The organism is Simiduia litorea (assembly GCF_042853465.1).
GTDB lineage: Bacteria > Pseudomonadota > Gammaproteobacteria > Pseudomonadales > Cellvibrionaceae > Simiduia > Simiduia litorea.
Genome location: NZ_AP031497.1, coordinates 4,198,679 through 4,213,658, shown reverse-complemented (window position 1 = coordinate 4,213,658; position 14,980 = coordinate 4,198,679). Strand labels below are relative to the sequence as shown.

General features: G+C 52.4%; 13 protein-coding genes. 10 read left to right on the top strand and 3 right to left on the bottom strand.

Annotation, left to right across the window (positions count from 1 at the left end):
* Positions 1–130 precede the first annotated feature (130 nt).
* Genes ACGHTT_RS18735 through ACGHTT_RS18710 form a run of 6 tightly spaced genes read left to right on the top strand, consistent with a single transcriptional unit; the run spans position 131 to position 6,908 of the window.
* Entirely contained in the window at positions 131–1,324 is a 1,194-nt protein-coding gene (locus ACGHTT_RS18735; protein WP_390592529.1) for a Gfo/Idh/MocA family protein, read from the top strand.
* Entirely contained in the window at positions 1,321–2,373 is a 1,053-nt protein-coding gene (locus ACGHTT_RS18730) for a sugar phosphate isomerase/epimerase family protein (protein WP_390592527.1), read from the top strand. Before ACGHTT_RS18735 ends, ACGHTT_RS18730 begins: the two co-directional genes overlap by 4 nt.
* A 21-nt stretch (positions 2,374–2,394) precedes the next feature.
* On the top strand, positions 2,395–3,621 hold the full coding sequence (locus tag ACGHTT_RS18725; protein WP_390592526.1) for an MFS transporter: 1,227 nt from the start codon (positions 2,395–2,397) through the stop codon (positions 3,619–3,621).
* Between the two features lie 15 nt (positions 3,622–3,636).
* Positions 3,637–4,269, top strand: a complete 633-nt coding sequence (locus ACGHTT_RS18720; RefSeq protein WP_390592525.1) for a gluconate 2-dehydrogenase subunit 3 family protein — start codon at positions 3,637–3,639, stop codon at positions 4,267–4,269.
* A gap of 43 nt (positions 4,270–4,312) precedes the next feature.
* Complete coding sequence (locus tag ACGHTT_RS18715; RefSeq protein ID WP_390592524.1) at positions 4,313–6,046, top strand: GMC oxidoreductase; 1,734 nt, start codon at positions 4,313–4,315, stop codon at positions 6,044–6,046.
* 16 nt (positions 6,047–6,062) lie between these two features.
* Positions 6,063–6,908: a sugar phosphate isomerase/epimerase family protein gene (locus tag ACGHTT_RS18710; protein ID WP_390592523.1), complete on the top strand. Its 846-nt coding sequence runs from the start codon at positions 6,063–6,065 to the stop codon at positions 6,906–6,908.
* A gap of 73 nt (positions 6,909–6,981) precedes the next feature.
* Here ACGHTT_RS18710 and ACGHTT_RS18705 read toward each other — a convergent pair whose 3' ends face one another.
* Positions 6,982–7,851, bottom strand: a complete 870-nt coding sequence (locus ACGHTT_RS18705; protein WP_390592522.1) for an HDOD domain-containing protein — start codon at positions 7,849–7,851, stop codon at positions 6,982–6,984.
* Between the two features lie 142 nt (positions 7,852–7,993).
* Between ACGHTT_RS18705 and ACGHTT_RS18700 the strand changes: the two genes are divergently transcribed.
* Together ACGHTT_RS18700 and ACGHTT_RS18695 are read left to right on the top strand one after the other, a co-directional pair.
* Complete coding sequence (locus tag ACGHTT_RS18700; protein ID WP_390592521.1) at positions 7,994–9,187, top strand: class I SAM-dependent rRNA methyltransferase; 1,194 nt, start codon at positions 7,994–7,996, stop codon at positions 9,185–9,187.
* Positions 9,188–9,198: 11 nt separating this feature from the next.
* Positions 9,199–10,035 carry a hypothetical protein gene (locus ACGHTT_RS18695; protein WP_390592520.1) on the top strand — a complete coding sequence of 279 codons (837 nt, stop codon included), beginning with the start codon at positions 9,199–9,201 and terminating at the stop codon, positions 10,033–10,035.
* A gap of 83 nt (positions 10,036–10,118) precedes the next feature.
* On the opposite strand, the gene ACGHTT_RS18690 is transcribed toward ACGHTT_RS18695, so the two are convergent.
* Together ACGHTT_RS18690 and ACGHTT_RS18685 are read right to left on the bottom strand one after the other, a co-directional pair.
* A complete protein-coding gene (locus ACGHTT_RS18690) occupies positions 10,119–11,276 on the bottom strand; it encodes an imelysin family protein (protein ID WP_390592518.1) in 1,158 nt (385 codons plus the stop codon).
* A 17-nt stretch (positions 11,277–11,293) separates the two neighbouring features.
* Positions 11,294–11,947: an HAD family hydrolase gene (locus ACGHTT_RS18685; protein ID WP_390592517.1), complete on the bottom strand. Its 654-nt coding sequence runs from the start codon at positions 11,945–11,947 to the stop codon at positions 11,294–11,296.
* Positions 11,948–12,105: 158 nt separating this feature from the next.
* Between ACGHTT_RS18685 and rppH the strand changes: the two genes are divergently transcribed.
* Positions 12,106–12,615 (top strand): RNA pyrophosphohydrolase, encoded by a 510-nt coding sequence (gene rppH / locus ACGHTT_RS18680; protein WP_390592516.1) that lies wholly within the window; start codon positions 12,106–12,108, stop codon positions 12,613–12,615.
* 15 nt (positions 12,616–12,630) lie between these two features.
* Positions 12,631–14,886: a phosphoenolpyruvate--protein phosphotransferase gene (gene ptsP / locus ACGHTT_RS18675; protein ID WP_390592515.1), complete on the top strand. Its 2,256-nt coding sequence runs from the start codon at positions 12,631–12,633 to the stop codon at positions 14,884–14,886.
* The last annotated feature ends 94 nt before the right edge of the window (positions 14,887–14,980 follow it).

Sequence of the window (14,980 nt, the reverse complement as noted above, 5' to 3'; positions counted from 1 at the left end):
CGCCGATTTTGTTGCATAAGTATCCGAAAACATACTACAGCCCTGCCGGCGGATTGGCATAGTATTCTTGTCATCATAACAATATCCCAAATGCCCAATTTTCTGGGCCAAAGGGTTGGCAAGGAACTCGATGCGAAAGATTCGGATGGGCATGGTCGGTGGTGGCGAAGGCGCGTTTATAGGCGTGGTGCACCGCATGGCGGCAGCGTTGGATGGTCAAATTGAATTGGTGTGCGGCGCCTTTAGCGCTGATCCGCAGCGATCGTTGAGTTCGGGCCTTGGCCTCTTTCTAAGCCCGGATCGCTGTTATCCCGATTACCAAACCTTGTTTAAAGCGGAAGCGCAATTGCCCTTGGGCGAGCGGATGGATTTCGTTGCCATTGTCACGCCCAACCATTTGCACTTACCGGTCGCGTGCATGGCCTTGGAAAGTGGCTTTGATGTGATGTCTGATAAACCCGCAACCCTGTCGCTGGAAGAGTGCCGATACCTCGCGGCAACCGTCGAAAAAACTGGGCGTCTGTACGGCTTAACGCATACCTACACCGGCTACCCCCTAGTTAAGGAAGCGCGGGCCCTAGTCGCTGCGGGTCGTTTGGGCCGGGTGAAAAAAGTGGTGGTTGAGTACAGTCAAGGTTGGTTGGCTGTGACCCCAGGTGTCGATAATAAACAAGCGGCCTGGCGTTTAGATCCAGCCCGAGCGGGCCTCAGTTGCTGCATGGGTGATATTGGCGTGCACGCGGCCAATTTGGTGGAATATGTGTGCACTGATAGGTTGCAAACCGTTTGTGCGCATCTGACGGCGTCGATACCCGATCGTCTATTGGATGATGATGGCACGGTGCTATTTGAAACCGAAAAGGGCGCGCAAGGGGTTTTAATTGCCAGTCAAATAAGTGTTGGCGAGGAAAATGATTTGCGCCTACGGGTCTATGGTGACAAAGCATCGCTGGAGTGGCGCCAGCAGGAACCTAATAGCTTGTGGTTAAAGTTTGCCGATGCGCCAGCGCAATTAGTGCGCGCCGGCGTGGGAGAATTATCGGCACTTGCACGTGCGAATTTGCGCACGCCTAGTGGGCACCCCGAGGGATATATTGAAGCCTTCGCTAATCACTACCGCAATTTTGCGGGTCAAATTCGCGCGCATTTAACGCACGCAAACGCTTCTTATATCGAGCGCGATGTGCCAGATATTCACGACGCACTGAGCGGTATGGCATTTATTGAAGCGGTCGTGCAGGCCAGTAAGTCGCCGCAACAATGGCAGCGCCTACAAGGCGGGAAAGCGTCTCCGTCGAACACAGTACAGGGAGTTGTGAAATGACCGCTATTCAAGGGCCAGGTATTTTTTTAGCTCAATTTTGTCAAGACGAGGCACCGTACAACAATTTAAGTGATCTTTGTCGTTGGGCCGCGGCGATGGGTTACAAAGGTGTCCAGATTCCCACGTGGGACTCTCGGATTTTTAATCTTAGCCTCGCCGCTGAGAGCGCAAGTTATCGCGACGAGGTGCAAGGCCAAGTCGCCGATGCTGGTCTTGCCATAACCGAGCTTTCAACCCATTTGCAGGGCCAGCTTATCGCTGTTCATCCAGCGTACGATACGATGTTTGACGGCTTCGCGCCCGAGCAGGTGCGAGGCAAGCCTGCGGCGCGAAGCGAGTGGGCGAGGCAGCAATTGTTAATGGCAGCAACCGTCAGCGGCCATTTTAATTTAACCGCGCATGCAACTTTTTCTGGCGCCTTGCTGTGGCAAACGGCCTACCCATGGCCGCAGCGGCCCGCGGGTTTAGTCGATGCCGGTTTTGCCGAATTGGCCAATCGCTGGTTGCCATTGTTGCAGGCATTTGACCATCAGGGTTGCGATTTGTGTTTCGAGTTGCACCCGGGCGAAGATTTGCACGATGGCGTTAGCTTCGAGCGATTTTTGGCCGCTGTCGATCAGCACCCGCGCGCTAATATTTTGTACGATCCGAGTCACTTCGTATTACAGCAATTGGATTATCTCGCGTTCATTGACATTTATCACGAGCGCATAAAAGCGTTTCATGTGAAAGATGCAGAGTTTCGGCCCAATGGCCGCTCCGGTGTTTACGGTGGCTATCAATCCTGGATCGACAGGCCGGGTCGGTTTCGCTCTCTCGGTGATGGCCAAATAGATTTCAAACAAATTTTTAGTAAGTTAACGCAATACGGTTATCAGGGATGGGCGGTATTGGAGTGGGAGTGTTGTATAAAACACCCAGAAGATGGCGCGAAAGAAGGAGCACCCTTTATTGCGCAGCATTTAATTCGTCGAGCCGATCGCGCCTTTGATGATTTTGCGTCGGTACAGATAAATGAAGATACCAATCGAAAAATTTTAGGCATATAACCATAACAATAGGGCAGCGCCATGCAAAGTATTAACCCCCAGCGACTCTTTATCGGCTGTAGTTTGGCCTTAGTTGTTACCGCTATGACGCTGGCCATACGGGCCGGTATTTTGGGCCAGCTTAATCGCGAATTGGGACTCTCCGATACGCAGCTAGGTTGGATAAATGGTATGGCTTTTCTGGGTTTTCCCATCGCCACCATGGCGGGTGGTTTGCTCTATAACTATTTAGGTGCAAAACGCTTGATGGTTATGGCCTTCGCAGGGCACTTGGTGGGGTTGGTGTTAACGATTAGCGCCGATGGGTTTTGGCTGTTGTTGAGTTCTAGTTTCTTGATCGGCTTCGCTAATGGTTCAGTCGAAGCAGCGTGTAACCCAATGATTGCCGATATTTATCACAAAAACAAAACCACTATGCTCAATCGATTCCACGTGTGGTTCCCCGGTGGCATTTTAATTGGCGCATTGACCTCCTATTTTATGACGGGGTTGGGTTTGGCCTGGCAGTTACAAATTGCGGTGATGATTTTACCGACCTTAGTTTATGGTTATTTACTGCTGAGTCAGCCGCTGCCGGCGTCGAACCATATCGAAACGGATACGCGTACGAATTTGCGTGGTTTGTTATCGCCCCTGTATTTATTTTTAGTGCTGTGTATGACGCTTACCGCCACGACTGAACTGGGCACGCAGCAGTGGATAGAAAGAATTTTAGGAGCGAGCGGCGCCTCGCCCATGTTAATCATGGCGATGATGACAGGGCTGATGGCGCTAGGTCGCTACTTCGCGGGGCCCTTAGTTCATCGTTTTAATCCTGTTGGCGTGTTGTTGGGTTCGTCGATTGCCGCAGTGCTTGGGCTTTATACCCTCAGTATCGCGACGGGCGGTATGGTGTATGTGGGGGCGATTATTTTTGCCTTAGGCGTTACCTACTATTGGCCAACCATGGTGGGATTTGTTGCCGAATACACACCGCAGACCGGTGCTTTAGGTATGTCGCTTTTAGGTGGTGCGGGTATGTTTGCGGTGAGTTTGTGGAACCCGGTGATTGGGCACTGGATTGATGCTGCGCGCTTACAAGCCGAGCAACAGCAGTTAACTGGACTGGCGGCAGAACTTGCAGCAGGTCAAGCGACCTTATTGCACCTCGCAATCTTTCCTGCGCTTCTGGTGGTCGCCTTTGGTGCTTTGAGCTTGGTACTTCGACACCGCAATAAACACGCGCAGCTTGCGCCGTCGCAGGTTTGAATAGGGGAGACGTAGATGAAAACATTGAATAGCCATATGCAACGACATGTGGCCACCACTACCCGGCGAGCGACGCTAAAAAGCTTAACCTATCTGCTGGGAGCAACCGGTGCTGCGACGTTGATGGCAGGCAATGCTCAAGCTGTCGCTGCAGCCTATCAGCGTCGAGAACCTGCGCCCATACGCGCCGGCAAGGTGCTTTCAGCGCACGCCATGATGGTGCTCGAAAAAGTCTGTGAGCTGGTTATTCCAGCAACCGATACGCCCAGCGCTGCCGACCTTGATGTGCATGGGTTTATTGATAATCAATTGTTTCACTGTCATCGCGAGATCGAACACGCGCAGGCAAAATTTGCCCTCGAGCAGATTGAAGGCGCTGCGCAAGCGTCGCAGCAGGTGGGTTTTCTAGCCTGTACATTAGATCGTCAATTAGCCCTACTAAACGCTGTTGATCGGGGGCAGGCGCCGTTTGATCAAGCTGCAACGGATGGCTTTTTGTTATTAAAAGGATTAATCGTGTTTGGCTACTTTACCAGCGAGGTAGGTGCCACCCGAGCTCTGCGCTATCAGGCAATTCCGGGCGGTTATAAAGGATCTATTCCCTACAAATCTGGCGATCGTTCTTGGGGTTCTATCGCGAGGTATTAACCGCTAGCTAACCTGGCAATCAGAAAAATAAGAGCATATAGCAATGACAACGCCAACCTATATTCAAGACACGCAAGAAGAATTTGATGCCATCGTCGTGGGGTCCGGGATCACGGGCGGATGGGCGGCAAAGGAGTTTTGCGAGCGTGGTTTAAAAACATTAATGGTGGAGCGCGGGCGCTTGGTTGAGCACCGTAAGGATTATATTACCGAGGGTAGGCCGGCTTGGCATTTTCCGCTTCGCACCCAGGTTGAAAATATTTTAGTAGATCAACAATATTACGTACAGAAGCTCTGTTATGCCTTTAGCGACGCCACAAAACATTTTTTTGGTAACGACAGAGACCTTCCTTATAGTACCGAACCAGATACACAATTTAATTGGATTCGCGCCAATCAACTGGGCGGTAAATCACTGCTTTGGCATCGACAGAGTTACCGTTTAAGTTCCTTTGACTTCGAAGCTAATAAGCGCGATGGCCATGGTAACGATTGGCCTATTCGCTACCAGGATCTAGAGCCGTGGTATTCCCATGTGGAGCAGCATGCGGGCATCAGCGGTAGTCGCGACGGTCTCGCTCAACTACCAGACAGCGATTGCTTGCCGCCGTTTGAAATGAACAAGCCGGAACTTGAGCTGCAAAAAAAGTTTCGAAAACTCTATCCCGACAGGCCTATGATTATCGGCCGGGCCGCGCATTTGACTCAGCCTACAGCGTTGCATTTGTCGCAAGGAAGGGTGCAGTGTCAGGCGCGCGATGAATGCCAAAAGGGTTGCTCCTTTGGTGCTTACTTCTCCACCCAGAGCTCGACGCTGCCGGCGGCAGCGAAAACGGGCAACCTAAGCATTGCGCCAAACAGTGTTGTGCATAGCATTATCTATGATGAAAAAACCAATCGTGCGCGAGGTGTGCGTATTATCGATAATGAAACACTGACTGAACGCGAATATTTAGGCAAGATTGTTTTTCTTTGCGCCTCAACCTTGGGGTCCACTCAAATCATGCTTAATTCAGTCTCCAAAAAATTTCCCAATGGCATCGCAAACAGCTCTGGCGTGTTGGGTCACTATCTAATGGATCACAATTACAATGCGTCGGCAACGGGCATGATAGAGGGTTTCGAACAAGAATATTATTCGGGCCGTAGGCCCACCGGTATTTATTTTCCCAACTTTCAGTTTGAGCCGGGGCGGTATAAAAAGAATTACGTGCGTGGCTACGCGTTCGCGGGCGGCGCTGCACGGGCGGATTGGCGCTGGGGCGCAAAAGATAAAGGTATTGGTGCTGCATTCAAAAAACAGCTCACCGAGCCGGGTGCTTGGCATTTTGGGTTATATGCTCAGGGTGAGATGTTGCCGAGGTACGATAACCAGGTGTCGTTGCACGCCAGTAAGAAAGATAAGTGGGGTATACCGCAGCTACATATCAACTGCCGTTGGTCGGAAAATGAAATTGCCATGATGGAAGATGCACGTCAAACCGCGCACGAGATGTTAGAAGCAGTGGGCTTGAAGGATGTGCGAAGCGAGGTGTCGGTACACAATGCCGCTCCAGGGCTTGCCATACATGAAGTCGGCACGGCGCGCATGGGGCGAGACCCAAAAGATTCTGTGTTGAATGGTTTTAATCAGTGTCACGACGTGCCGAATCTATTTGTTAGCGACGGCAGTGCATTTTGTTCTACCTCGGTGCAAAATCCGTCATTAACCTTTATGGCCATGACGGTAAGAGCGGTAGATTATGCAGTAAAAGAATTTAAACAAAAAAAACTATAAATTGAATGGTGTTTTTATGAAAATTTTCTTAGTTGCGGGATTCCTGCTGGCATTGACCTGTACCACCCGTGCTGACGCCGTGCAGCCTCACGAGTTGAGTGTCAGCGTTCAACTTTGGTCGGTTAAAGACGATGTTAAGACGAATATCGATTCGACCTTGGAGTCGTTAGCGGCCATGAGTTTCCAAGGCGTGGAGTTTGCGCAAGAATTTGGTCGCTACAAGGGCGACCCAGCCGGTCTGAAAAAGTTGTTAAACCGATTGGGCTTGGCCGTTAGCGGAGCCCACGTTAGCTTTGACAGTTTAAATGAGGACAATTTTTCAGACACTGTTGCGTTCTATCAAATACTGGGCTGTAAAAATTTAATCATCGGCTGGGATGAGCGCGCCTGGCATCCAGACGGTGTGGTATTTGTTGCGCAGGAACTCACGCGATTGGCGGCTCGGCTTGAACCGCTCGGTATGAGTATTGGTTTTCACAATCACGATCACGAGTTTAATGCCTTTAAAGGCTCTACCTTTTGGGATTATATCGCTACGCACACACCCGCTAATGTCATATTACAACAGGATGTTGGGTGGACAACCTATGCCGGTAAAGACCCGATCGCTTACGTGCAACGCTACCCCGGCCGCACAGTCACGACCCATTACAAAGTTAAACTGCCTGAGGGTGTAGAAGGCAAGTTGCCGATTATCGGCAAAGACACAATTGATTGGCCATCGCTCATAGCTGCAAACAAACTTGTCGGCGGGACTCAATGGCTGGTAGTAGAGCAAGAAGAGTACCCCAATGGTATGTCGCCGCTAGAAGCGGTTCACGCGTCTAAGCGCGGCTTGGATAGTTTCTTGATGGAGCAGTGAGATTGAGGTGGCTATGCGCTTCTGCCGATGTGCTAGCTTGTAGGGGCGGGCCATTCTGTTTGTAGCGTGACAATTACCCGCCTAGCCCCATGTCGTTTATCTGTTGGCACAGGGTTTCAAAGTCGTACTGGCTTAGGCCCACGTAAACCAAGATGTTGTCGGCAATGCGTTGCCATTCGTAATCGGTGTCTTGATTGCCTAGCGTTTTGTAGTTTTTACAAATGGTTTCGGCCATTTTCAAAATGGCGAGCAAGGTTTTTTTGCGGTTGTCTGCTTTTTCTTCACTGAGAATTTTATTGACTTGGTGGTGTTGATGTATGGCTTCGCATAAGTGAATAGGCAACTTCCAGCTCTTGGCCACGTAGTAACCTACAACACTGTGATTGGTGGTGAGACATTCGTTTTCGATATCGGTGATGGACTGATCCGAACTGGTGTAAGCGCGTTGCATCACCTCCGCATAATGTGGGAAGCGCATCATTAGGAGTGGAATGCCGCAATTGTGAAACAGCCCCAAGCTGTAAGCTTCATCTGGCGCGTCGAAGCCAATTTGTTTGGCGATGTGGGTTGAGACCTGGGCAATATCAATGGCGCTGTCCCAAAATTGCCCCAAGGCGACAATTTGTTCGTCGGACAAGGCGCTTTTAATCGACTGAGCGTTTACCAGGTTGATGACCGTTTTAATGCCTAGCAAGTTGACGGCTTGTTTGATAGACGTAATTTTATTGCTCAAGCCGAAAAAGGGCGAATTAATCGTTTTGAGGATGCAGCCGGATAGCCCTACGTCTTGGCTAATGAGTTTGGCGATATTGTCGATGGAACAGTTGGGGTCAAATTGTTCCATTTGCAGGTCGACCATGATTTGTGGCTGGGGTGGAATCAATATGCCCTTCAATATGGCATCGACTTGCTCGGCGGTTATTTCTATTACGGGTACCGACATGCGACCTACTTCCTTGCGATGAAGTGTTGAGTTTAGATCAGCTAAAGTTGTCTGCGGCGATAATCTGGCCTGAATTTGTCAGCGCTGGCCGCTATACTGCGCGCCATCTTATTTGTCATTTTCTGCGCCAGAGGTTTGCCTTATGTCCCTGCCCCAACTGCAATTGAAGTCTCAGGCTGATCGACGCCTTCGCAAAGGGCATTTGTGGATATACAGCAATGAAGTCGATGTGGCCGCAACGCCACTCAAGAGTTTCAGTTTGGGTCAGCAAGTAGAAGTGACCTCGGCCGGCGGAAAATCCTTGGGGCTGGCGTTGATTAACCCCAACAATCTCATCTGTGCGCGGCTGGTCAGCCGGGATACTCGCTACCCCTTGGATAAATCGCTGTTTGTGCATCGGTTTAAGCAGGCCCTGAGTTTGCGTGAAAGCTTTTTCGATGCCCCCTATTATCGCCTGGTGTATGGCGATAGCGATTTACTGCCAGGCTTGGTGATCGATCGCTTCGGTGCCGTGCTGGTGGTGCAAATTGCCAGTGCCGGTATGGAGGCGTTGCGCGCCGAGATAGTGGCGGCGCTTATCCAAGTGATAAACCCAACCGGTATTTTAATGGCCAATGAACACAGCGCGCGCGAGTTGGAGAGCCTGCCGCTCTACACCGAGGTGGTGTACGGCGAGGTGCCTGAGCAGGTTGAGCTGATTGAAAACCATACCCGTTTTATGGCGCCCGTGCGCACCGGGCAAAAGACCGGCTGGTTTTACGACCACCGATTAAATCGTGCCTGCCTGCAACAATTTGCCAAGGGTAAGCGTGTGCTCGATGTGTTTTCCTACATCGGTGGTTGGGGGTTGGCGGCGGCGCAGGCGGGCGCCAGTGCCGTGGTGTGCGTGGATGCGTCCGAGTCGGCGCTGGCGGGCGTAATGGCGAATGCTGAGCTGAATGGTTTTGCCGATCGCGTCAGTGCCGAACACGGCAAGGCCATTCAGGTGATGAAGGCGATGATAGAGCGCAGCGAGCAATTTGACATTGTGGTGTTGGACCCGCCTGCCTTTATCAAAAAGCGCAAAGATCACAAGGCCGGCCTCGCCGCCTATCGCCACATCAACGAGTTGGGTATGCGCCTGTTGGGCCGCGATGGTGTGTTGGTGTCGGGCTCTTGCTCTATGCACTTGGCGACCAAGGAATTGGAGGAATCCATTACCGGCGCGGCGCGTCATTTAGATAGGCAGGCGCAGTTGATCGCACGCGGTAGCCAGGGCCCGGACCATCCGGTGCATAGTTGTATCGAAGAAACGGAATACTTAAAGGCCTTGTTTTACCGGGTTTATCACGCTTGAGGATGGCCGCCATGACACGGATGTTGTTATTGCCGTTGTTGTGTTACTGCCAGTTAGTCACGGCGCAAAACACAACGCCAAAATCGATTGAAGAGTTGGATTTGTCCTATGTTTACGCGCCTATTTTTGGCACCGGTTTTTACCGCGCTGGCGCCGAGGAGGCGACGGTGCTCAAAGTCGACACCAATAGTTGGCTGTTGGAGCAATCTGAGCGGGATGAATGGTATTGGCTGATGCCGGTGTCGGTGGGTGTTCGCTATACCGAGTTGGACGATATTGTGGGCGAGGTGTTGGATGGCTCGCTGCTCAACGTTTCATTTTTACCCGGCGTTGCAAGGCGCTATACCCTCACAGACCAGTGGGAAATCGCACCCTCCCTGCAACTGGGCTTTGCTCGGGACCTCACGCTACATACGACTCGGGGTTTATATACCGCCGCCCTGCGCAGCACCAATTGGTGGATGCACGGTGACGATCGCTGGACCTTTGGCAATCGGCTGAGATTGGCAGGCCAGAATCATCCCACCAACGACAGGCGCCAAGGATTTCTGTTGTTGGAAAGCGGGTTTGATTGGGAGCGCCGGTTAAGCACGGAGTTTATGGGTGAGCCGCTGCTATTCAGCACCTTCTTTTACGGGCAATACTTTATTGAGAACACTGGTATAAAAGCGATCAGTGGAGAGCCCGTTGGCGCCCAGTCCCTCTATAATCTCGGCTTTACCGTCGGCTGGGATAGGCCCAAAGATATATTGGGGTTTTCGGTTCAGCGCGTGGGCATGTCGGTGGCAGCAGGCAATAATATCCGCGCCTATATGCTCAATCTCGGCTTTCCCCTGGGAATTGATTAACCGGCTGTGAAAATATTATGCTGATGTTGAGTGACGCTGTTGGCTAATCCATTGGCCTAGTAGCAGAACCTCTAGACGCCGCCTTAAAGTGGTTCCACTTCCACTTTTAGTGGTTGGCTTAGCTGCTGCAGTGCCGCGATGGCCGCAACCCATTGGGTCTCCGTTGCCGTGCCCTCCTCGGGCAATTTATCCAGCACCCGATTCGCCGCGGCGAGTTGCTCTAGCCAACTCTTGGCGGCACCTTTACTCCAGTGCGCAATCAGCGCCGAGCTTTGATTCTGTTCGATCAATAATGCCAAACCGTTGAGTTGCGCCGAGAGTAAGCGCTTGCCGCCGCCGCTGTACTGGTTGTGGCTTGCCACTTCGAGATGGGCTTGGCTAATAGCATCTAATTGCGGTTGCAATTGCTTGTTTATCAATAGTTCTTCAATCAAGTAAATGCTTGATGTACGCAGTATTTCAGAGCGTTGTTGCGCTGATAGGCTGGTATACACCTTGGTGTAATCCCCCACGTCCTGCCATCGCGTTGCTAGCCTGTCCAGGCTATCTATGGCCAGTTCGACCATCAGGCCGAGCAGTGCTCGGCGTCGATTATTGGCTAAATCTTCCACATTTGGTTCGTCTTCGCCGGTCGCCTTGAGCGCCTGCTTGACGAAATCTGTCACCGGTCTTTGGCCTTTATCGCCCCACAAAAGGTAGGCGATTGGATGTAGACCGAGTGCACGATCGGCTGGGTCAAACTGCTGATGGGCTTCTTTTAGTGCTTTTGCGGTGACCGGGATGGCGATGTCGTTGACTAAGCCCGAGTGGGTGTAGACGTCAAAATAATCCAAAAAGCCCGGTTGGATAGGCCAGCCGTCGAGTTGATCGTGCACATTGTCGAGTTTTACAAATAACCCAGGGTGGGCGGCACCCATGGCGAAAAACAGGGAAAAGGCCTGCTGGCTATTGTGGGCGACATGCCATTGCTCACGGGCTTGGTTGAGTGTTGCTTGAGTGGGGTTTTGCAGCAGCGCTTGCACCGAATCCCTGAGCGCCTTCAGCTCAACTTGGCTGCTCGCCAGTGCAACCGCGCCGCGATCCCATACTGCGAGACTCGCCTGATCCACGGCGGGGTCTATTTTTTGGTTGCTGATTTGAGGCGCAACGGGTGCTTCCGACAGTTTAGGTGTGGCGTCTTTATCTTGGCAGGCAGCCAAGGCCAAGGTTAACAGGGCGAAGGGTAGAATGACGGCGCGCATGGGTTCTTTCCTGAACATTATCGCAAGCTAATGATGGGCCAGTCTTTGGCATTGGCCGCTAGGCGCAATTGCTCACAGGGGTCTACCACTATCGGTTGTTGCACGGCAGAGAGCAAGGGTAAGTCATTGATTGAGTCGCTGTAAAAGTAGCAGGTCTCATTTTCGCGCCCTTGTTGTGCTAACCACGTCTGCCAGCGCGCGACCTTGCCCTCTTGGTAGCAGGGTGGGTCGATGATCTCGCCGGTGTAGACGCCGTCGACCAGTTCGGGCTCGGTGGCGATCAACTCATCCACCTTTAAGGCCGCGGCAATAGGGGCGGTGATGAACCGATTGGTCGCGGTAATGATCAACAGGTAATGACCCTGTGCGCGATGGTGTTCGATGAGCGCGACAGCCTTGGGTAGCCAGAGTGGTTGGATCTTAATCTGCATGAACTCAGCGAGCAGGGCACTTTGCTCGGCGGGGCTAAACTGCGCCACTTGCTTTAGCACGAAGCGCTGGTAGGCGCGAATGTCTAGCTCGCCACGCTTGTAGTCTTCGTAGAATTGATCGTTGCTGCGGCGGTAACTGACTACATCTACCCGTTGTTTCTCAACTAAAAATTCGCCCCAACTGTGGTCTGAATCGCCCGCGATCAACGTGTTATCAAGATCAAATATAGCGACGGCCACGACAAGTTCCTGCATTATGGGTAAAAGGCCTGCAAGGATAGCGATTCGACCGTGGGTTCTCAATGGGAAGTCCACGGGGGAAGGTAAATTGCTGAATACACTGCAATTATGGAACAATAGCTGGCATAACAAGGTGTAAGAACACTAAGGAAAACGCCGTGATAGACAATGATGGTTTTAGGCCCAATGTGGGCATCATCGTAACCAATGATCACGGGCAGGTGCTGTGGGCGAGACGCATAGGCGGCCAAGACGCTTGGCAATTCCCACAGGGCGGTATCAATCCTAAGGAGACCGCCGAAGAAGCCCTGTATCGAGAACTGTACGAAGAAGTGGGCCTGGGCCCAGAAGATGTCGAGATATTGGCCAGCACTAAGGGCTGGTTGCGCTATTTGCTGCCTAAAAAGTTGCTGCGCAAGGGCTCCAGCCCCCTGTGTATCGGCCAGAAGCAGCGCTGGTTTTTACTGCGCCTCAAGGCTGATGAGTCGAAGATCAATTTACACACGCAGAAAAAAGATGAGTTTGATCATTGGCGCTGGGTAAGCTATTGGTATCCTCTGGGTAAAGTGGTGTCTTTCAAGCGCGATGTGTACCGCAAGGCTCTGCGCGAGCTTTCGCCGCTACACTGTCGTCATCAGCGTCAACAATTGGATCACAAAGGAGCGTAAGATTTGGCCGCGAGCATGCTCAATTCGCTGCGAAACATCGTGCAAGAAGTTAACGCCGCTCGCGATCTTCAATCCGCGCTGAATATCATCGTCGCGCGCATTAAAGAGTCAATGCACACGCAGGTGTGCTCGGTTTACCTGCGCGACGGCAAGAAAAACTACGTGTTGATGGCGACCGATGGGCTTAACCCGAAAGCGGTGGGCAGAGTCAGCCTGCGGGCCGAAGAGGGTTTAGTGGGCCGAGTGGCCAGTCGCGAAGAACCACTCAACCTAGAGCATGCCGAAACTCACCCCAGCTACCAATACTTTCCCGAAACGGGCGAAGAGCGATTTAGCTCCTTTTTAGGTGTGCCCATTATTCACCACCGCGAAGTATTGGGTGTGTTGGTGGTGCAGCAGGTCGATCGTCGGCGCTTTGATGAAGGCGATGAAGCTTTCCTGGTAACCTTATCGGCTCAACTGGCTGGGGTCATTGCCCACGCCGAAGCCACCGGTGTGGTGGTTGCCGTAGGCCAAGGTAAAGGCGAGGCTAAATTTACCGGCGTCTCTGGCTGCTCCGGCGTAGCCATCGGCGAGGCGGTGGTGATATCGCCACCCGCAGATCTAAATTCCGTGCCCTATCAAGTAGTGTCGGACATCGAAGAAGAGATTGCCTTTTTCTACCGGTGTTTGGCTGCCGTGCGCAACGATATTGGCCGCATGAGCGACGAGTTGAGAAGCCGCTTGTCGCGTGAAGAACAGGCGCTGTTTGATGCCTATTTAGCCATGCTCGACGATGCCTCATTGGGCGGCGAGGTGACCGAGCGTATTCGCGGCGGCGTCTGCGCTCCCTATGCCTGGGCCGACGTGATCTTGGAACACGAACGCAACTTCAATGCCATGAGCGACCCTTATTTACGCGATCGCGCCGCTGATGTGCGCGATCTGGGGCGTCGAGTCTTGGCATATCTGCAAGAGTCGGCACAAATGTGCCGCGTCTACCCAGACAATACTATTCTGGTTGGCGAAGAGTTGACGGCCTCTATGTTGGGCGATGTGCCGGCCGACAAACTCGCCGGTATGATATCGGTTGAAGGTTCTCGCAACTCCCATGTGGCCATTTTGGCGCGGGCGATGGATATTCCCACCGTGATGGGGGTGATCGATCTGCCCTACACCAAATTAGATCAGCGCAAACTCATCGTCGACGGCTATAACGGCATCGTCTACCTAGACCCGTCCAAGGTACTTAAGTCTCATTACAAGGCGATCTTCAAAGAAGAGCAGGCGCTACAGAAAGACTTGGAAGCCTTAAAAGATAAACCCTGTGAAACCACTGACGGCCACCGGCTCAACCTGTGGGTGAATACCGGTTTGATGGCGGACGTGATGCGCTCGCTCGATCGTGGCGCCGAAGGTGTGGGTTTGTACCGCACCGAAGTGCCCTTTCTGTTGCGCGATCGCTTCCCGGGCGAAGAAGAGCAAACCAAAATTTACCGCGAACAGCTCGAGGCCTTCGCGCCGCGCCAAGTGACCATGCGCACGCTGGATGTGGGTGGCGATAAAGCCCTGCCCTACTTCCCGATTGAAGAAGACAACCCCTTTCTCGGCTGGCGCGGTATTCGGGTCACCCTCGATCACCCGGAGATCTTTCTGGTGCAGGTGCGCGCCATGCTCAAGGCCAGCGAAGGCCTCGATAATTTGCGCATTATGCTGCCCATGATTACCAATATTCCCGAGCTAGATGCCGCCAATGCCTTAATCCTGCGCGCCTTTAACGAAGTGATGGAAGAAGGCCACCGCGTCGTCTACCCGCCTGTGGGGGTGATGGTGGAGGTGCCCGCAGCGGTATATCAAGCCAAAGAGTTGGCTGCGCGCGCCGACTTTTTGTCCGTTGGCTCGAACGATTTAACCCAGTATTTGTTAGCCGTGGATCGCAACAACGCGCGCGTGGCGGACTTGTACCAAAGTATGCACCCGGCCGTGCTAAGTGCCCTGCAGGAAGTGGTGCAAGCAGGTCACTCAGAGAATGTCGATGTCAGTATTTGCGGCGAGCTAGCGGGCGACCCAGGTGCTGCGGTGTTGCTTATGGCCATGGGTTACGATGTGCTGTCGATGAGCGCCACCAATTTACCGAAAGTGAAGTCGGTGTTGCGCGCCATCTCAAAGGATCAAGCCAGTGCCTTGCTGGCCGAGGTGATGAGCCTGCACACAGCCGAAGCCATTGAGGCAACCTTGAATACGCGGTTACAGGATATGGGGATTAAGCGGCTTTATCGCCCTAACGTTTAAGTCAATATTTTAGTTACAGGTTACAGGTTACAGGTTACAGGTTACAGGTTACAGGTTACAGGTTACAGGTTACAGGTTACAGGTTACAGGCTAC